This window comes from Streptomyces endophytica, assembly GCF_026153355.1.
GTDB classification, from domain to species: Bacteria; Actinomycetota; Actinomycetes; order Streptomycetales; family Streptomycetaceae; genus Streptomyces; species Streptomyces endophytica.
Genome location: NZ_CP110636.1, coordinates 4,505,504 through 4,524,321 on the forward strand (window position 1 = coordinate 4,505,504; position 18,818 = coordinate 4,524,321).

General features: G+C 70.6%; 12 protein-coding genes and 1 pseudogene. 6 read left to right on the forward strand and 7 right to left on the reverse strand.

Annotated features, from left to right (window positions below; genetic code table 11):
* From OJ254_RS20135 to OJ254_RS20155, 5 genes are all read right to left on the reverse strand, one after another.
* The gene (locus OJ254_RS20135; protein ID WP_265365237.1) at positions 1–672 is read right to left on the reverse strand and encodes a FadR/GntR family transcriptional regulator; all 672 of its coding nucleotides are present in this window, start codon (positions 670–672) and stop codon (positions 1–3) included.
* Positions 673–815: 143 nt separating this feature from the next.
* Positions 816–2,420 (reverse strand): glycerol-3-phosphate dehydrogenase/oxidase, encoded by a 1,605-nt coding sequence (locus OJ254_RS20140; RefSeq protein WP_265363445.1) that lies wholly within the window; start codon positions 2,418–2,420, stop codon positions 816–818.
* A gap of 13 nt (positions 2,421–2,433) precedes the next feature.
* Positions 2,434–3,975 carry a glycerol kinase GlpK gene (glpK, locus tag OJ254_RS20145; RefSeq protein ID WP_265363446.1) on the reverse strand — a complete coding sequence of 514 codons (1,542 nt, stop codon included), beginning with the start codon at positions 3,973–3,975 and terminating at the stop codon, positions 2,434–2,436.
* 47 nt (positions 3,976–4,022) lie between these two features.
* On the reverse strand, positions 4,023–4,811 hold the full coding sequence (locus OJ254_RS20150) for an MIP/aquaporin family protein (protein ID WP_030801859.1): 789 nt from the start codon (positions 4,809–4,811) through the stop codon (positions 4,023–4,025).
* A gap of 224 nt (positions 4,812–5,035) precedes the next feature.
* Positions 5,036–5,800: an IclR family transcriptional regulator gene (locus tag OJ254_RS20155; RefSeq protein WP_261952429.1), complete on the reverse strand. Its 765-nt coding sequence runs from the start codon at positions 5,798–5,800 to the stop codon at positions 5,036–5,038.
* 262 nt (positions 5,801–6,062) lie between these two features.
* On the opposite strand from OJ254_RS20155, the gene metH reads away from it, so the two are divergent.
* From metH to OJ254_RS20175, 4 genes are all read left to right on the forward strand, one after another.
* Complete coding sequence (gene metH / locus OJ254_RS20160; protein WP_265363447.1) at positions 6,063–9,572, forward strand: methionine synthase; 3,510 nt, start codon at positions 6,063–6,065, stop codon at positions 9,570–9,572.
* 223 nt (positions 9,573–9,795) lie between these two features.
* Positions 9,796–10,509, forward strand: a complete 714-nt coding sequence (locus OJ254_RS20165) for an HAD family hydrolase (protein ID WP_265363448.1) — start codon at positions 9,796–9,798, stop codon at positions 10,507–10,509.
* Positions 10,510–10,883: 374 nt separating this feature from the next.
* The gene (locus OJ254_RS20170; protein ID WP_265363449.1) at positions 10,884–12,491 is read left to right on the forward strand and encodes an ABC transporter substrate-binding protein; all 1,608 of its coding nucleotides are present in this window, start codon (positions 10,884–10,886) and stop codon (positions 12,489–12,491) included.
* An 88-nt stretch (positions 12,492–12,579) separates the two neighbouring features.
* Complete coding sequence (locus tag OJ254_RS20175; RefSeq protein WP_265363450.1) at positions 12,580–14,178, forward strand: ABC transporter substrate-binding protein; 1,599 nt, start codon at positions 12,580–12,582, stop codon at positions 14,176–14,178.
* Positions 14,179–14,345: 167 nt separating this feature from the next.
* On the opposite strand, the gene OJ254_RS20180 is transcribed toward OJ254_RS20175, so the two are convergent.
* Positions 14,346–15,017, reverse strand: coding sequence for a response regulator (locus OJ254_RS20180; protein WP_018087782.1), 672 nt, complete (start codon positions 15,015–15,017; stop codon positions 14,346–14,348).
* A 151-nt stretch (positions 15,018–15,168) separates the two neighbouring features.
* Positions 15,169–16,122 (reverse strand): RecB family exonuclease, encoded by a 954-nt coding sequence (locus tag OJ254_RS20185; RefSeq protein WP_423835928.1) that lies wholly within the window; start codon positions 16,120–16,122, stop codon positions 15,169–15,171.
* A gap of 176 nt (positions 16,123–16,298) precedes the next feature.
* Here OJ254_RS20185 and OJ254_RS20190 point away from each other — a divergent pair, with 176 nt between their 5' ends.
* Both OJ254_RS20190 and OJ254_RS20195 read left to right on the forward strand, forming a co-directional pair.
* Positions 16,299–17,555, forward strand: a complete 1,257-nt coding sequence (locus tag OJ254_RS20190; RefSeq protein ID WP_265363451.1) for a site-2 protease family protein — start codon at positions 16,299–16,301, stop codon at positions 17,553–17,555.
* A gap of 82 nt (positions 17,556–17,637) precedes the next feature.
* A pseudogene (locus OJ254_RS20195) lies at positions 17,638–18,584 on the forward strand (tRNA (adenine-N1)-methyltransferase).
* The last annotated feature ends 234 nt before the right edge of the window (positions 18,585–18,818 follow it).

The following is an 18,818-nucleotide window of genomic DNA, read 5'->3' on the forward strand; positions in this document are numbered from 1 at the left end:
TCACAGCGAGGTGCGCAACCACTGCTCCACGCTGGCGATGTGCACCGTCGCCCAGGCCCGCGCCGCCTCCGCGTCCCGGTCGCGCAGCGCGCCGAGGATCGCCCGGTGCTCGGTGAGGGTGCGGGCCACCGCGTCCTTCTGGGTCAGCCCGCGCCAGATCCTGGCCCGGGTGGTCGGCCCGGACAATCCGTCCAGCAGCGAGCAGAGCACGGAGTTGCCGGACGCCGCGACGATCCCGCGGTGGAACTCCAGGTCGGAGGCGACCAGGTCCTCCACGGACGGGCTCGGGCCCAGGGCGTCCAACCGGGCTTCCAGGGCATCGAGTTCGCCGTGGCCGATCCGGCCGGCCGCCATCGCCGTGGCGGCCGGCTCCAGGATCCGGCGGACGGCGAGGAACTCCAGCACCGTGTCGTCGCGGTGGAAGTCCACCACGAAGCTCATCGCCTCCAGCAGCACCTGCGGATCGAGACTGGTGACGTAGGTGCCGTCGCCCTGGCGGACGTCCAGGATCCGGATGAGGGACAGCGCCCGCACGGCCTCGCGCAGCGAGTTGCGGGACAGCCCGAGCTCGGCCGCCAGCTCGCTCTCCTTCGGCAGCCGGTCACCCGGCCGCAGCGCGCCGGAGACGATCATGCCCTTGATCTTCTCGATGGCCTCGTCGGTGACCGCCATGCCGACCTCCCAGACATCCGATGTCTGGGTCATTATGGCCCGGCGGGCCGCCCGCGACCGCCCCGGTGGCCGGGTACGACGAAGGGGCGGCCCCCGGGGCCGCCCCTTCGCGCTTCAGCGGGTGCTGACGTTCTGACGTGGCGTCAGCCCTCCAGCATGTCCTTGACCTTGGTCCGGACGTCCTCGGTGTCCAGCCCGCGGATGGTCAGCGTGGTACGGCGGCGCAGCACGTCGTCGACGGTCTCGGCCCACTCGTTGTCCCGGGCGTAGGCGACCTGCGCCCAGATCTCCGGGGCGTCCGGGTGGATCCGCTCGGCCAGCGCCGGGTTCTCGTTCGCCAGCCGGACGATGTCGAAGGACAGCGAACCGTAGTGGGTGGCGAGGTGGCGCGCGGTCTCCGGGGCCATCCGGGGACCGGGGGTGCCGCCGTCGACGAGCAGCCGGTGGGCGACCGCGTTCGGGTTCGCGATACCGGGCAGCGGGAGCTTCTTCGGCAGCTGCGCGATCGGCTCCATGTCGTCGGCCAGCGGCTGGCCGGGCAGCGCGGCGAGCTTGTTCATCACCGTCCGGCCGATGTGCCGGAAGGTCGTCCACTTGCCGCCGGCCACCGACAGCATGCCGCCGCTGCCCTCGGTGACGACCGTCTCGCGCTTGGCCTTGGAGGTGTCACCGGGGCCGCCCGGCAGCACCCGCAGACCCGCGAAGGAGTACGTGATCAGGTCGCGGGACAGCTGCTGGTCGCGGATGGAGAAGGCGGCCTCGTCCAGGATCTGGGTGACGTCCTTCTCGTTGACCGCGACGTCCGCCGGGTCCCCCTCGAACTCCTCGTCCGTGGTGCCCAGCAGCAGCATGTCCTCCCAGGGGAGGGCGAAGGTGATGCGGTACTTGTCGATCGGGGTGGCCAGCGCCGCCTTCCAGGGGGAGGTGCGCTTGAGGACCAGGTGGGCGCCCTTCGACAGCCGGATGGACGGGGCCGCGTTCGGGTCCTCCATCTTGCGCAGGTGGTCCACCCACGGCCCGGTGGCGTTGAGCACCAGGCGCGCGTTGACCCCGAACTCCTGGCCGTCCGTACGGTCCTTGAGCTCGGCGCCGGTGACCCGGCCCTGGGTGAAGCGCAGACCGGTGACCTCGGCGTGGTTGAGGACCGTGGCGCCGGCCGCGACCGCCGCGCGGACGGTCATCAGGGCCATCCGGGAGTCGTTCATCTGGTCGTCGCCGTACACGGCCACGGCCTTGAGGTTCTCCGTGCGCAGCTCCGGCACGTCCCGCTGTGCCTTGGCCGCGGATATCACGTGGCCGACGCCGTCGCCGAACGCGGACAGCGCGGAGTAGGCGAAGACGCCCGCACCGAGCTTGGCCGCGCCGTGCGGGCCGCCCTTGTAGACCGGCAGGTAGAAGGTGAGGGGGTTGGAGAGGTGCGGTGCGACCTCGCGGGACACCGCACGCCGCTCGAAGTGGTTCTCCGCCACCAGCTTGACCGCACCGGTCTGCAGGTAGCGCAGACCGCCGTGCAGCAGCTTGGAGGAGGCGGAGGAGGTGGCGCCGGCGAAGTCGCCGGCGTCCACCAGGGCCACCCGCAGTCCGGCCTGTGCGGCGTGCCAGGCGGTGGAGATGCCCAGGATGCCGCCACCGATCACCAGGAGGTCATAGGTCGCCTTGGAAAGCTGCTCCCGAGTCTCGGCGCGGCTCGGGTTCGAACCGTTGGCCGGGTGCGTCCCGAGGGCCGGGACGCTCTGCAGGGTGCTCATGTTGTGCTCCTCGTCAGCTCTCGTCGTCGAGCCAGCCCATGGTCCGCTCCACGGCCTTGAGCCAGTTCTTGTACTCGCGGTCACGGGTGTCCGCGTCCATGCGGGGGGTCCATTCGGCGGCCCGGCGCCAGTTGGCGCGCAGTTCGTCGGTGCTGGACCAGAAGCCGACGGCCAGTCCGGCCGCATAGGCAGCGCCGAGGCAGGTGGTCTCGGCGACCATCGGGCGCACCACGGGGGCGTCCAGGAAGTCCGAGATGGTCTGCATCAGCAGGTTGTTGGAGGTCATACCGCCGTCGACCTTGAGTGCGGTCAGCTCGACGCCGGAGTCCTTGGTCATGGCGTCGGTGATCTCACGGGTCTGCCAGGCGGTGGCCTCGAGAACGGCGCGGGCGATGTGCGCCTTGGTGACGTAACGGGTCAGGCCCGCGATGACACCGCGCGCGTCGGAGCGCCAGTAGGGGGCGAACAGGCCGGAGAAGGCCGGCACGAAGTACGCGCCGCCGTTGTCATCGACCGTGCTGGCGAGGGTCTCGATCTCGGCCGCGCTGTTGATCAGGCCCATCTGGTCGCGCATCCACTGGACCAGCGAACCGGTGACGGCGATCGAGCCCTCCAGGGCGTAGACCGTCTGCTGGTCGCCGATCCGGTAGCCGACCGTGGTCAGCAGCCCGTTGTACGAGTTGACCGGCTCGTGGCCGGTGTTCATCAGCATGAAGGTGCCGGTGCCGTACGTGGACTTGGCCTCACCCTGGGCGAAGCAGGTCTGGCCGAAGAGCGCGGCCTGCTGGTCGCCGAGCGCCGAGGCGACCGGGACGCCGGCCAGTACACCGCCGGCGGTGTGGCCGTAGACCTCGGCGGACGACTTGATCTCCGGCAGCACGGCCGCCGGGATGTCCATCGACGCGAGGATCTTGTCGTCCCACTCCAGGTTGTGGAGGTTCATCAGCATGGTGCGGGACGCGTTGGTGACGTCGGTGACGTGGTGGCCGCCGTTGACGCCGCCGGTGAGGTTCCAGATGACCCAGGAGTCCATGGTGCCGAAGAGGATCTCGCCGCGCTCGGCGCGCTCGCGCAGGCCCTCGACGTTGTCGAGCAGCCAGCGGATCTTCGGGCCGGCGAAGTAGGAGGCCAGCGGCAGGCCGGTCTCCCGGCGGAAGCGGTCCTGGCCGACGTTGCGGCCGAGCTCCTTGCAGAGCGCGTCGGTGCGGGTGTCCTGCCAGACGATGGCGTTGTGGACCGGCTCACCGGTGTTCTTGTCCCAGAGGACGGTGGTCTCGCGCTGGTTGGTGATGCCGATGGCGCGGACGTCGTCGGCGGTGATGCCGGCCTTCTGCACGGCGCCGTCGACGACCTGCTGGACGTTGGTCCAGATCTCGGCGGCGTCGTGCTCGACCCAGCCCGGCTTCGGGAAGATCTGCTCGTGCTCCTTCTGGTCGACCGAGACGATCCGGCCGTCCTTGTCGAAGACGATGCAGCGGCTGGAGGTCGTTCCCTGGTCGATCGCGGCGATGAAAGGGCCGTGGCCGTGGGAGGAGGTGCTGTGGGTCTCGCTCATGGTGTGCTCCAAGGAAGTCTGTGCGGGCGGCGGGGCGGTCGGGCGGATCAGGCGAACGCCACCTGGTAGATGCCCCCGGCGAGGGCGCCGCCGATCAGCGGGCCGACGACCGGGATCCAGGCGTAACCCCAGTCTGAACCGCCCTTGTTCGGCAGCGGCAGCAGCGCGTGCACGATGCGCGGACCGAGGTCGCGGACCGGGTTGATGGCGTAGCCCGTCGGACCGCCGAGCGACAGACCGATGCCGACGACGACCAGTGCCACCAGCAGGGTGCCGATGACGCCGACGCCCTTGCCGTTGTCGCTCAGACCGAGCGTGAGGATCGACAGCACGAGCACGGTGGTGGCGATGATCTCGGTGGCGAGGTTCTGCACGGCATTGCGGATCTCGGGGCCGGTGGAGAAGATGCCCAGGACCGGGCCGGCCTTCGGAGCGGCGGCCTGGTCGACCATGCCCTCCTCGCTCGTGTGGTCCGCGAGCACCTCGGGATCGGTCAGATGCGCACGGAACTGTCCGTAGTACACGACCCAGACCAGTACGGCGCCGATCATGGCGCCGAGCATCTCGCCGGCCAGGTACACCGGCACCTGGCTCCAGGCGACGGCGCCCTTGATGGCGAGCCCGATCGTGACCGCCGGGTTGAGGTGCGCGCCGGACTTCGCGGCGATGTACGCACCCGTGAGGACGGCGAAGCCCCACCCGAAGGTGATGGCCACCCATCCGGCGTTGTGCGCCTTGGAGCGCTTGAACGTGACGGCGGCGCAGACGCCGCCACCCATCAGAAGCAGTACAGCGGTACCGATGGTCTCGCTGAGGAAGATGTCGGAGCTGGACACCGGCGACTCCTTTGTCCTTCGTCCAGGGGAAGGCGAACCCCGGGTCCCTCCGGTGGTTCGCGCCCTCCGTGAGGGCGGTGGTCGGCCCGGCACTGCACACCATAGCGAATATTGCCGTGTGGTGTTCGACAATGCCGACCGATGCACGGCAGTTTTGTTCAGCGTCCGGACCCCGTCAAGGGGTACTTGGCCAAAAACTTAGGTGAACTTAACGGGTGAAACGGTCAGAATCGCCCTGCACCAAGATCACGGGACACCGCGCGTGCACAATCGCGCACAGCAGCGACGATTTCCGGCCGCAGTTCGCCGTCCCGGCAGACCCGCTCCACCGCCCCCGTGATCCCCACCGCGCCCACCGGCATCCGCCGCCGGTCGTGGATCGGCGTCGCCACCGACGCCACGCCGTCCCAGGTCTCCTCCACGTCCGCGGCCCAGCCCCGGGCCCGGATCAGGTCCAGCAGCCCCTCGAAGTCCCCCAGGCCGGTCACCGTGCGCGGCGTGAACGCCTCCCGGTCCGCCTCGACGACCTCGCTGTGCGCCACCGGGTCGTACGCGCAGAGCACCTTGCCCAGCGCCGTGCTGTGCAGCGGCTGCATCGCCCCCACCTCCAGCACCTGCCGGCTGTCGTCCGGCCGGAAGACGTGGTGCACCACCAGCACCCCCTGCTGGTGCAGGACACCCAGATAGACCGCCTCGCCACTGGAGCGGGCCAGGTCGTCGGTCCACACCAGGGCGCGGGCGCGCAGCTCGTGCACGTCCAGGTAGCTGTTGCCCAGCCGCAGCAGCTCCGCGCCCAGCTGATAGCGGCCGGAGACCGCTTCCTGCTCGACGAAACCCTCCTGCTGCAGGGTGCGCAGGATGCCGTGCGCGGTGCCCTTGGCCAGCCCGAGGGACGAGGAGATGTCGGAGAGGCCCAGTCGCCGCTCACCTCCCGCGAGCAGCCGCAACATCGCGGCTGCGCGCTCCAGCGACTGGATGGTGCGTGCCATCGGGCAACCTCCGAGAATGAGCAGTTCGACAATGCTGAACGATATCGGCCCATGCCGACTGAGGGCAGAGAACCGTGACTACTGGGTGGGTGCACCGGAGTCTGCCAACGATCACGAACGGCCCACCCGCGGGGGTGGAGCGGTGCTGTCCACGCCGTGGAACGGGGAACACGTGTACCGCACCCGGCAGCTACGCTGGCCGGGTGCGCCCCCTGAAGGGGGGTGCAAAGCCGACAGCCGTCGCAACCACGGGAGCATCTCCATGGCCTCGAACACGCCATCGTCCACCCACACCGCCCGCATCGAATCGCTGCGTGAGGCCCTGGCCTCGCGGGTGGTGGTCGCCGACGGGGCGATGGGCACCATGCTGCAGGCCCAGGACCCGACCATGGAGGACTTCCAGCAGCTGGAGGGCTGCAACGAGATCCTCAACCTCACCCGGCCCGACATCGTCCGCTCGGTGCACGAGGAGTACTTCGCGGTCGGCGTCGACTGCGTCGAGACCAACACGTTCGGCGCAAACCACGCCGCCCTCGCCGAGTACGACATCCCCGAGCGGGTCTACGAGCTGTCCGAGTCCGGCGCCCGGATCGCCCGCGAGGTCGCCGACGAGTTCACCGCCTCCACCGGCCAGCAGCGCTACGTCCTGGGCTCCATGGGCCCCGGCACCAAGCTGCCCACCCTCGGCCACGCCCCCTACGTCACCCTCCGTGACGCCTACCAGCAGAACGCCGAGGGCATGATCGCCGGCGGCGCGGACGCCCTGCTCGTCGAGACCACCCAGGACCTGCTGCAGACCAAGGCCGCCATCCTGGGCGCCCGCCGCGCCCTGAAGGCCACCGGCACCGACCTCCCGGTGATCTGCTCGGTCACCGTCGAGACCACCGGCACCATGCTGCTGGGCTCCGAGATCGGCGCGGCGCTGACCGCGCTGGAACCGCTCGGCATCGACATGATCGGCCTGAACTGCGCCACCGGCCCGGCCGAGATGAGCGAGCACCTGCGCTACCTCGCCCGGCACTCCCGCATCCCGCTGTCCTGCATGCCCAACGCGGGCCTGCCGGTGCTCGGCAAGGACGGCGCCCACTACCCGCTCACGCCCCAGGAGCTGGCCGACGCCCAGGAGACCTTCGTCGCCGAGTACGGCCTGTCGCTGGTCGGCGGCTGCTGCGGAACGACGCCCGAGCACCTGCGCCAGGTCGTGGAGCGGGTCCGCGACCTCACCCCGCCCGAGCGCCGGCCGCGCCCCGAGCCGGGCGCCGCGTCGCTGTACCAGACCGTGCCGTTCCGCCAGGACACCTCCTACCTGGCGATCGGCGAGCGGACCAACGCCAACGGCTCGAAGAAGTTCCGCGAGGCGATGCTGGACGGCCGCTGGGACGACTGCGTGGAGATGGCCCGCGACCAGATCCGCGAGGGCGCCCACATGCTCGACCTGTGCGTCGACTACGTGGGCCGGGACGGCGTCGCCGACATGGAGGAGCTGGCCGGCCGCTTCGCCACCGCCTCCACCCTGCCCATCGTCCTGGACTCCACCGAGGTACCGGTCATCCAGGCCGGCCTGGAGAAGCTGGGCGGCCGCGCGGTGATCAACTCCGTCAACTACGAGGACGGTGACGGCCCCGAGTCGCGCTTCGCCAAGGTCACCGCGCTCGCCGCCGAGCACGGCGCGGCGCTGATCGCGCTGACCATCGACGAGGAGGGCCAGGCCCGCACCGCCGAGAAGAAGGTGGAGATCGCCGAGCGGCTGATCGACGACCTGACCGGCAACTGGGGCATCCACGAGAGCGACATCCTCATCGACTGTCTGACCTTCACGATCTGCACCGGTCAGGAGGAGTCCCGCAAGGACGGCATCGCCACGATCGAGGCCATCCGCGAGCTCAAGAGGCGCCACCCCGAGGTGCAGACCACCCTGGGCCTGTCCAACATCTCCTTCGGCCTCAACCCGGCCGCCCGGATCGTGCTGAACTCCGTCTTCCTCGACGAGTGCGTCAAGGCCGGCCTGGACTCGGCCATCGTGCACGCCTCCAAGATCCTGCCGATCGCCCGGCTGGAGGAGGAGCAGGTCAAGGCCGCCCTCGACCTGATCCACGACCGGCGCAGCGAGGGCTACGACCCGCTGCAGAAGCTGATGGAGCTCTTCGAGGGCGCCACCGCCAAGTCGCTGAAGGCCGGCAAGGCCGAGGAACTGGCCGCGCTGCCGCTGGAGGAGCGCCTGAAGCGGCGCATCATCGACGGCGAGAAGAACGGCCTGGAGGCCGACCTCGACACGGCCCTGCAGGACCGCCCCGCCCTCGACATCGTCAACGACACCCTCCTGGACGGCATGAAGGTCGTCGGCGAGCTCTTCGGCTCCGGCCAGATGCAGCTGCCGTTCGTGCTGCAGTCCGCCGAGGTCATGAAGACCGCGGTGGCCTACCTGGAGCCGCACATGGAGAAGTCCGACGACGAGGGCAAGGGCACCATCGTCCTGGCCACCGTCCGCGGCGACGTCCACGACATCGGCAAGAACCTCGTCGACATCATCCTGTCCAACAACGGCTACAACGTCGTCAACCTCGGCATCAAGCAGCCGGTCTCGGCGATCCTGGAGGCCGCCGAGGAACACCGGGCCGACGTCATCGGCATGTCCGGGCTCCTGGTCAAGTCCACGGTGATCATGAAGGAGAACCTGGAGGAGCTCAACCAGCGCAAGATGGCGGCCGACTACCCCGTCATCCTCGGCGGCGCTGCCCTCACCCGCGCCTACGTCGAGCAGGACCTGCACGAGATCTACGAGGGCGAGGTCCGCTACGCCCGCGACGCGTTCGAGGGCCTGCGGCTGATGGACGCCCTGATCGCCGTCAAGCGCGGGGTGCCCGGCGCGGCCCTCCCCGAGCTCAAGCAGCGCCGGGTCCCCAAGCGCGACACGGCCGTCCTGGAGGTCGAGGAGCCCGAGGGCGCGGTGCGCTCCGACGTCGCCACCGACAACCCGGTCCCCGCCCCGCCGTTCTGGGGCACCCGGGTCGTCAAGGGCATCCAGCTCGCCGACTACGCCTCCTGGCTGGACGAGGGCGCCCTCTTCAAGGGCCAGTGGGGCCTCAAGCAGGCCCGCACCGGCGAGGGTCCGACGTACGAGGAGCTGGTGGAGACCGAGGGCCGCCCGCGGCTGCGCGGCTGGCTCGACAAGCTGCAGACCGAGAACCTCCTGGAGGCCGCGGTCGTCCACGGCTACTTCCCCTGCGTCTCCAAGGGCGAGGACCTGATCCTGCTGCACGAGGATGGCACCGAGCGGACCCGCTTCACCTTCCCGCGCCAGCGCCGCGGCCGCCGGCTGTGCCTGGCGGACTACTTCCGCCCGGAGGAGTCCGGCGAGACCGACGTCGTCGGCCTCCAGGTCGTCACCGTCGGCTCCCGGATCGGCGCCGCCACCGCCGAGCTCTTCGAGGCCAACTCCTACCGCGACTACCTCGAACTGCACGGCCTGTCCGTCCAGTTGGCCGAGGCGCTGGCCGAGTACTGGCACGCCCGGGTCCGTGCCGAGCTGGGCTTCGGCGGCGAGGACCCGAACGACATCGAGGACATGTTCGCGCTCAAGTACCGCGGCGCCCGCTTCTCGCTGGGCTACGGCGCCTGCCCCGACCTGGAGGACCGCGCCAAGATCGCCGACCTGCTGGAGCCCGAGCGGATCGGGGTCCAGCTGTCCGAGGAGTTCCAGCTGCACCCGGAGCAGTCCACGGACGCCATCGTGATCCACCACCCGGAGGCGAAGTACTTCAACGCCAGGTGACGTCCGTACCGCCGGGCCCCGCCCCGGCGTGACGCGGCGCGCGCGGCCGGGGCCGTCCGGAGTTCCACCGGGCGGCCCCGGCCGCTGCCGTACCGCCGTCACCACGCATTCCGGCGCACACCGTCGTACACTTATCGATCCGGTAGTGGCCGGTCGTTTCCCCCAGCCGGGGATGGCGACCGGCCTCTTCGTCCCTCGTGGGACGCGTAACGGAGGTGGATGGATGACCAGCAGCATCCCCGCAGTCGGCACCCGGACGGACGGCGCCGCGACCCTCCAGGCCGTCTTCCTCGACCTCGACGGCACGCTCGTCGACACGGAGGGATTCTGGTGGGAGGCGGAGGCGCAGGTGTTCGCCGAGCTCGGCCACGTCCTCGACGACGTCCACCGCGAGGTGGTGGTCGGCGGGCCGATGACCCGCAGCGCCGGGTATCTGATTCAGGCCACCGGCGCCGACATCGGCCTGACCGAGCTGAGCGTGCTGCTGAACGCCGCCTTCCTGGACCGGATCGCCCGCGGCGTCCCGCTGATGCCGGGCGCGCACCGGCTGCTGGCCGAGCTGGCCGCCCACGAGGTACCCGCCGCGCTGGTCTCCGCCTCGCACCGCACCATCGTCGACCGGATGCTCGCGTCCCTCGGGACGGAACACTTCCGCCTGACGCTGGCGGGCGACGACCTGCCCCGCACCAAGCCGCACCCGGACCCGTACGTCACGGCCGCCGCACGGCTCGGGGTGGACCCGGCACGCTGCGTGGTCGTGGAGGACACCCTGACCGGGGTGCGGGCGGGGGAGGCGGCCGGCTGCCCGGTCGTCGCGGTCCCCTCGGTGACCCCGATCCCGGCCGCCCCGGGCCGCAGCGTCGTCCGCTCGCTGGAAGAAGTGGATCTCGCATTTCTCCGCTCGCTCATCACGGAAAGCCGCGGCGCCGTGCACTGAGCGTGTCCCGCCAAATGTCCGGAAGAACTCAGGGGAGCGGTCCGCTCATTTTCCGTGACGAAAGGGCCGGGGCCGTCCTGACTGAATTGATACATCGCCGCAGAGCCGTGAATGCGTGACGTTTCTCACGTGCCGGGGCATCGACAGTGGGCCCGACAGGTGTTCCACGGGCCCTGTTCGGAGGTTTCTACGGGGGTAAGTGTCCGGATTGGTGGAGCAACGCGCGGATCGTTCCGCCGTCCGGATATCGATCACCCCGCCGACGTTATCCGGGAGCCTTATCCCTTCAACTCCTTTGTGTCCCGGCGCGGCTGGCCGTTCCTACTAATGTCGACGCGAGCAACACCTCTGCGCTGATAAGGAACCTGCCGACGATGAATCGCAAGACCCTGGTGCTGCCGGCGCTGGCCGGTCTCCTTGCCCCCGTACTCGCAGCCTGTGGCAGCACGGACGGTGCGGGCGATGGCGGCGATCCGATCGTGGTGGGCGTCGCCGCCCAGATCGAGGCGACGAAGGCCGCGCCGGCCCCGCTCGACCCGGCGCAGGCCTACGACGTCGACGCGTGGAACGTGCTGCGCAGCACCCTGCAGACGCTGATGCGGCTGCCCCGCTCCGGCACCACGCCGGTGCCCGACGCGGCCGAGTCCTGCGGGTTCCGCGACACCCAGAACGAGCAGTACCGCTGCACCCTGCGCAGTGGCCTGAAGTTTTCGAACGGTCATGCCCTGACGGCCGAGGACGTCAAGTTCTCCATCGACCGCATGCGGACCATCAACAACAGCAACGGCCCGGTGGCGCTGCTCGACGACATCGACACCGTCGAGACGCCGGACGCCAAGACGGTGGTCTTCCACCTCACCAAGCCGGACGCCACCTTCTCGCAGAAGCTCGCCACTCCGGCCGCGGCCATCGTCGACAGCCAGGTGTACCCCAAGAACCGCCTGTACAACGGCTTCGACGTGGTCGGCTCCGGCCCGTACACCCTCAAGATCGAGCGCAGCGGCAACCGCATCACCAAGGCCGTCTTCACCAAGAACCCCGGCTACAAGGGCGGGATGGGCGTGAAGAACGACAAGGTGGAGATGCGGTTCTTCGCCGATTCGGCGTCCACGGAGCAGGCGCTGCGCAAGGGCGACGTCGACCTGATGAACCGCGGGCTCGGGTCCGACCAGGTCCGCGGTCTGGAGAACGCCCGCGCCCAGCACATCGCCTTCCAGGAGATGCCGGGCCAGGAGATCCGCTACCTGGCCTTCAACACCAAGGCCCCGGCCGTCTCCAACAAGGCCGTGCGCCAGGCGATGGCACAGCTCGTCAACCGCTCCGAGCTGGTGCGCAACGTCTACTCCTACACCAGCGACCCGCTCTACTCGATGGTGCCGACCGGCCTGACCGGTCACATCAACTCGTTCTTCACCAAGTACGGGAACCCCGGCGTCGCCGCCGCCCGGAAGACCCTGCAGCAGGCGAACATCACCACCCCGGTGAAGTTCACCCTCACCTACACCACGAACCACTACGGCCCCAGCAGTGGCAAGGAAGTCCGGTTGCTGCAGAAGCAGCTCAACGACTCCAAGCTGTTCGACGTCAGCGTCAAGGGAGTCGACAGCTGGCAGCAGTACCGCACCAACGCCCTGGGCGGTAAGTACACCGTCTACCACATGGGTTGGTTCGCCGACATTCCGGACGCCGACAACTACATCGCGCCGTTCATCGGCAAGCGGAACTTCCTCGGCATCCCCTACCGCAACACCAAGATCGAGTCGCAGCTGATCCCGGCCAGCCGCCAGGAGACCGACCGCAACGCCGCGGGCGCCGACTTCAAGCAGGCCCAGGACATCATCGCCGACGACGTCCCGCTGCTCCCGCTGTGGCAGGGCAAGCAGTACGTCGCCGCCCGCGACGACATCACCGGCATCGGCTGGGCCCTCAACTCCGCCTCGGGCCTCCAGATCTGGGAGCTCGGCCGAGGCGTCGCCGACTGACCCCTGCCGCATCCGCCCGGATGCGGCACACCGCCGCGGTGTCCCCGCCGCGGCCCGACAGGCACCACCCAGAACGTGAGGACCTTTAGTGAGGAAGCGTGACCCGCGGCTGGCCGCCCCGATCGGAGCGGGGCTCGCGACAGCCCTGCTCGCGCTCGCCGGGTGCGGCACCGACGACTCGGCGGCGGCCGGCCACGGCGAGCCGGTCGTCATGGGAATGACGGACAAGGTCGTGGCCACCGACCCGGCAGCCGGCTACGACCCGGGGTCCTGGCTGCTGTTCAACAACGTCTTCCAGTCCCTGATGAGCTTCCCCAAGGGCGGCACCACCCCCGAGCCGGAGGCCGCCCAGCGCTGCGGCTTCACCGACGCGGACAGCAAGGTCTACCGCTGCACCCTGAAGGACGGCCTCCACTTCAGCAACGGTGACGCGCTGACCTCGAAGGACGTCAAGTTCTCCTTCGACCGCACCCAGCGGATCAAGGACAAGAACGGCCCCGCCGTGATGTTCGCGGCCCTCGACAAGGTCGAGACGCCGGACGCCAAGACCGTGGTCTTCCATCTCAAGACGCCCGACGCCACCTTCCCCATGAAGATCGCCTCGGGCGCCGGCTCCATCGTCGACCACACCGCCTACCCGGCCGACCGGCTGCGCACCGACGGCAAGGCCACCGGCTCCGGCGTCTACACCCTCAAGTCGTACGGCAAGGACCGGGCCGTCTTCGCGGTCAACGGCTCCTACAAGGGCCCCGCCAAGGTCAAGAACTCCGGGATGACCGTGAAGTTCTTCGACGAGCCGGGCAAGCTCAAGAAGGCCGTCGAGAGCGGCGACGTGGACCTCGCCTACCGCGGCCTGGCCATGAAGGACATCGCCCACCTGGACAACGCCTCCCTGAACCAGCAGCACGGCACCCAGGTCATAGAGGGCGGCAGCGCCGAGGCCATGTACATGGTCTTCAACATGAAGGACCCGGTCGCCAAGCAGGCCGGCGTCCGCAAGGCGATCGCCTACCTCCTGGACCGCTCCACGCTCGTCCGGGACGTCTACCAGCGCACCGCCGAACCGCTCTACTCGGTCGTCCCCGCAGGCATCACCGGCCACAGCACCTCGTTCTTCAACACCTACGGCGACCGCCCGCAGCCCGACAAGGCCAAGGCCGCGCTGCGCGCCTCCGGTCTGTCCGGCAAGGTGCCGCTGACCCTGTGGGCCACCCCCGACCGGTTCGGCCCCGGCACCGTCCCGGCCTTCCAGGAGATAGCCCAACAGCTCAACGCCAGCGGCCTGTTCGACGCCAAGGTGCGCTCCGTGCCCACCGACGAGTACGAAAAGGGCGTGGCCGACGGCCGGTTCGGCGTCTACGTCAAGGGCTGGATCCCCGACTACCCGGACCCGGACAACTTCACCCAGCCGTTCTTCGGCAAGGACAGCGTGCTGTCCAACCACTACAACTCGCCCGCCATCACCGGCCGGCTGCTGCCCAAGACGGCCGACGAGCAGAACCGCGCCGCCACCAAGCCGACGTTCCGCGAGCTGCAGGACATCGTCGCCCGCGACGTGCCGATCATCCCGATCTGGCAGGGCAAGCAGTACGCGGTGGCCCGGAACGGCGTCAGCGGACTGGAGTGGACCCTGGACGCCTCGACCGTCTTCCGGTTCTGGGAGATCAGCAAGGCGTCCGACGCCTGACCCACGTCCTGACGGACAGGACGGACACACCGCACGACAGCGGGGCCGGCCCAGGAGGATCTCCTCCCGGACCGGCCCCGCCGCCGTACCCGGCCCCACGGGCGCCGTGCACGCCCGCTGTGCCGTACGAGCCGCCGCCGCGCGACTCCTGGGTCCCACGGGCCCGGCTACTGCGCTCCCGGGCGCACCAGGCCGCTCTCGTACGCGTACACCGCCGCCTGCACCCGGTCGCGCAGCCCCAGCTTCGTCAGCACGTGGCCCACATGCGTCTTGACCGTCGTCTCGCTGACGAACAGGTCCGCCGCGATCTCCGCGTTCGACAACCCTCGCGCGACCAGCTTCAGCACCTCCACCTCCCGCTCGGTGAGGGTGTGCAGGGTGTCCGGCACCGGCTCCTCACCCGACGGGAGATGACCGGCGTACTTGTCCAGCAGCCGGCGGGTGATGCTCGGCGCCAGCATCGCCTCGCCCGCCGCCACCACCCGGATCGCCTGCACCAGCTCGTTCGCCGGCGCGTCCTTCAGCAGGAAGCCGCTGGCCCCCGCCCGCAGCGCCTCGACGACGTACTCGTCCAGGTCGAAGGTCGTCAGCACCAGCACCTTCGCCGGCCCGTCCTTCGCCGGACCGGTGATCTGCCGGGTCGCCTCGACCCCGTCCATCCGGGGCATCCGGATGTCCATCAGCACCACATCGGGCTGCAGCGCGCGCACCTGCTCCAGCGCCTGCAGGCCGTCACCGGCCTCACCGACGACGGCCAGGTCCTGCTCCGCCTCCAGAATCATCCGGAATCCCGTACGCAGCAGGGGCTGGTCGTCGACCAGCAGGACGCGGATGGCCACGAGCTCTCCTTCGTTAGATCGGCTCCATTCTGCCCTGCGGCACCCCGCCGCCGTCCGCCGGGCACACGGCCAGCGCCCGTGCGTCCCGGGGGCCGACCCCCGAACTCCCGGCCGAAGCCCCGCCGCCCGTCCTCACCGGCGACGGCTGTGCTTACCCGGGGACAACCCCCGCACCCCCGGCCGAAGACCCGCCCGCCGCCCGCACCGGCAACGGATACACCGGGGGAGTGCCGCCGAATTCCGGGCAGTGGGCCCGGTGGTCGCACCAGCCGCACAGCTTCGTCGGGCGCGGCCGCCAGTCGCCGGTCTCCGTCGCCAGCCGGATCGCCTCCCACAGCGCCAGCAACTTCCGCTCCACCGCGAGCAGATCGGCCTCACCCGGGTCGTACGTCCGCACCTCGCCGCTGCCCAGATAGACCAGCTGCAGCCGCCGCGGCACCACACCCCGCAGCCGCCACACCACCAGCGCGTAGAACTTCATCTGGAACAGCGCGCCCTCGGCGAACTCCGGCCGCGGCGCCTTCCCCGTCTTGTAGTCGACGATCCGCACCTCGCCCGTCGGCGCGACGTCCACCCGGTCGATGAAGCCCCGCAGCCGCAGCCCCGACGCGAGCTCCGTCTCGACGTACAGCTCACGGTCGGCCGGCTCCAGCCGCTGCGGATCCTCCAGCGAGAACCACCGCTCCACCAGCGCTTCGGCCTCCGCCAGCCACGCCGCCAGCCGCTCGCCCTCCGGATCGTCCGCGAACAGCTCGGCCAGCTCCGGCCGCTTGGCCAGCAGCCGCTCCCACTCGCCCGGCACCATGGCGCGCGCCCCCGGAGCCGTACGCTCCGCCGCCGGCGCGTCGAAGAGCCGCTCCAGCACCGCGTGGACCACCGTGCCCCGGGTCGCCGCCGGGCTCGGCTTCTCCGGCAGCCGGTCGATCACCCGGAAGCGGTAGAGCAACGGGCACTGCATGAAATCGCTCGCCCGCGACGGCGACAGCGCCGCCGGCGGCCGCGCCGGCTGCCCGCCCCGCTCCCCGGCGGCCCCCGCGCCGGACCCCTCCTGGGCGTCCTGCACACCCTGCGTGCCCGCCCCGTCCTGCTCCGTGCTCCATCCCATGGCACAAAACCCTACGGCCCGCCACCGACAGGCGCGGACGGACCTGCACCCCCAGGCGCCCCGCGACGGACCGGCGCACGCCACTCCGCATACCATCGACGCCGGAACCCTGCGCCCTGCATGATCGGGATATCAGGCCGAGCAGGGGCGAAAGCCGTATTCGATGAGGGGACACCGTGGACGAGAGCGGGAAGCCGCAGGACCCCGAGGAGTCCGTGCGGCCCCAGCTGCCCGAGCCGCCCAAGGGCACCGAGGGCCCCAAGGCGCCCCCGCCGTCCGGGAAGCGCGGCGGCGGCATCCTGATGGGCCGTCCCTTCGGCGTGCCCGTCTACGTGGCCCCCAGCTGGTTCCTGGTCGCCGCCCTGATCACCTGGGTCTTCGGCGGGCAACTGGAGCGCGTGCTGCCCGAGCTCGGCGCCGCCCGCTACCTCGTCTCGCTCTTCTTCGCCGTCGCCTTCTACGCCTCGGTCCTCGTCCACGAGCTGGCCCACACGGTCGCCGCGCTCCGCTTCAAGCTCCCCGTCCGCCGCATCCAGCTCCAGTTCTTCGGCGGCGTCTCGGAGATCGAGAAGGAGAGCGAGAGCCCCGGCCGGGAATTCGTCCTCGCCTTCGTCGGCCCGTTGCTCTCCCTCGTCCTCGCCGCCGTCTTCTACGCCGGGATGCAGCTGGTCGAACCGGGCACGGTCCCCGGCGTCCTGCTCGCCGGCCTGATGATCTCCAACCTCATCGTCGCGCTCTTCAACCTGCTGCCCGGCCTGCCCCTGGACGGCGGCCGGATGCTCCGCGCCGTCGTCTGGAAGATCACCGGCAGACCGATGAGCGGCACCATCGCCGCCGCCTGGGTCGGCCGCGCCCTCGCCGTCACCGTCCTCATCGGCCTGCCGCTGCTCACCCACACCGGCGCCCTCGGCAACGCCCGCCCCGAGATCGGCGACGCCGACTCCCTCACCGACGCCCTGCTCGCCGCGATCCTCGCCGCCATCATCTGGACCGGCGCCGGCAACAGCCTGCGCATGGCCCGGCTCCGCGAACGCCTCCCCGAGCTCACCGCCCGCACCCTCACCCGGCGCGCGGTGCCCGTCGAGACCGCCACCCCGCTCTCCGAGGCCCTGCGCCGCGCCAACGACGCGGGCGCCCGCGCCCTGGTGGTCGTCGACCCCCAGGGCATGCCCACCGCCCTCGTCCGCGAGGCCGCCATCGTCGGCGTCCCCGACCACCGCCGCCCCTGGGTCCCCGTCGGCACCCTCGCCCAGGACCTCAAGGACGGCATGCGGGTCTCCGCCGAGCTCGCCGGCGAGGACCTGCTGGAATACCTCCGCGCCACCCCCGCCACCGAATACCTCGTCGTCGAGCGGACCGGCGAGATCTACGGCGTCCTCTCCACCGCCGACGTCGAGCGCGCCTTCGTCTCGGCGATGGCGCGCCCCAACTAGGGCTCCGCTCGCCGCCGGGCCGCCGCCGGTGCCCCACTCGCCCGTGGTCAGTGGCGGCCCCACGGCCCGGTAGGCTGGTCACATGTCCGAACCGACCGGTGCCGCCCGCCGTCGCGGGCCCTTCAAGGTCGGGACCAGGTCCAGCTCACCGACCCCAAGGGACGCCACTACACCTTCACGCTCGAAGAGGGCAAGAGCTTCCACACCCACAAGGGAGCCTTCCCCCACGACGAGCTGATCGGTGCTCCCGAGGGCAGCGTTGTCCGTACCACCGGGAACGTCGCCTACCTCGCGCTGCGCCCGCTGCTCCCCGACTACGTCCTGTCCATGCCCCGCGGCGCCGCCGTGGTCTACCCCAAGGACGCGGGGCAGATCCTGGCGATGGCCGACATCTTCCCCGGCGCCCGCGTCGTCGAGGCGGGGGTGGGTTCCGGCTCGCTCAGCAGCTTCCTGCTGCGCGCCATCGGTGACGACGGCATGCTGCACTCCTACGAGCGCCGCGCCGACTTCGCCGAGATCGCCACGCAGAACGTCGAGCGCTACTTCGGCGGCCCGCACCCGGCGTGGACGCTCACCGTCGGTGACCTCCAGGACAACCTCTCCGACACCGACGTCGACCGTGTCATCCTGGACATGCTCGCCCCCTGGGAGTGCCTGGAGGCCGTCTCCAAGGCCCTGGTGCCCGGCGGCATTCTCTGCGCCTACGTCGCGACCACCACCCAGCTGGCCCGCACCGTGGAGGCGATCCGCGAGCACGGCACCTTCAACGAGCCGTCGGCCTGGGAAACCATGGTCCGCACCTGGCACGTCGAGGGCCTCGCGGTCCGTCCCGACCACCGCATGATCGGCCACACCGGCTTCCTGCTCACCGCCCGACGCCTCGCCGACGGCGTGGAGCCCCCGCTCCGCCGCCGTCGCCCGGCCAAGGGTGCGTACGGCGAGGATTACACCGGCCCGGGCGGCCGCGAGAAGGCAGCCGGCAAGGACAAGGGCATGGCCACCACGGACGAGCCCACCGACGGCGCCTGACCCGCCGCCGGCCCCGCCGACACCCTCCACACACCGTCACCGGCCGCCCGCAACCGGCCACCGAACCCCTGGGCGCCGCCGCCGAGTTCCGCACCGGAACCCGCCGGCGGCGCCTCCCGTTCCCCACCCCAGGAACGACCGCCCCGCCCCCGGGGAACCGCTGTCACCCCCGCCTCCCGCCCCCGGCCACGGCACCCCCCGAGCCCTCCACCACCGCCGCACACGGGAACGGCC

Coding starts and splice junctions, on each gene's coding strand:
- OJ254_RS20135 (WP_265365237.1), bottom strand. CDS start 672: ATGGCGGTCACCGACGAGGCCATCGAGAAGATCAAGGGCATGATCGTC.
- OJ254_RS20140 (WP_265363445.1), bottom strand. CDS start 2,420: ATGAGCACCCTGCAGAGCGTCCCGGCCCTCGGGACGCACCCGGCCAAC.
- glpK (WP_265363446.1), bottom strand. CDS start 3,975: ATGAGCGAGACCCACAGCACCTCCTCCCACGGCCACGGCCCTTTCATC.
- OJ254_RS20155 (WP_261952429.1), bottom strand. CDS start 5,800: ATGGCACGCACCATCCAGTCGCTGGAGCGCGCAGCCGCGATGTTGCGG.
- metH (WP_265363447.1), top strand. CDS start 6,063: ATGGCCTCGAACACGCCATCGTCCACCCACACCGCCCGCATCGAATCG.
- OJ254_RS20165 (WP_265363448.1), top strand. CDS start 9,796: ATGACCAGCAGCATCCCCGCAGTCGGCACCCGGACGGACGGCGCCGCG.
- OJ254_RS20170 (WP_265363449.1), top strand. CDS start 10,884: ATGAATCGCAAGACCCTGGTGCTGCCGGCGCTGGCCGGTCTCCTTGCC.
- OJ254_RS20185 (WP_423835928.1), bottom strand. CDS start 16,122: ATGGGATGGAGCACGGAGCAGGACGGGGCGGGCACGCAGGGTGTGCAG.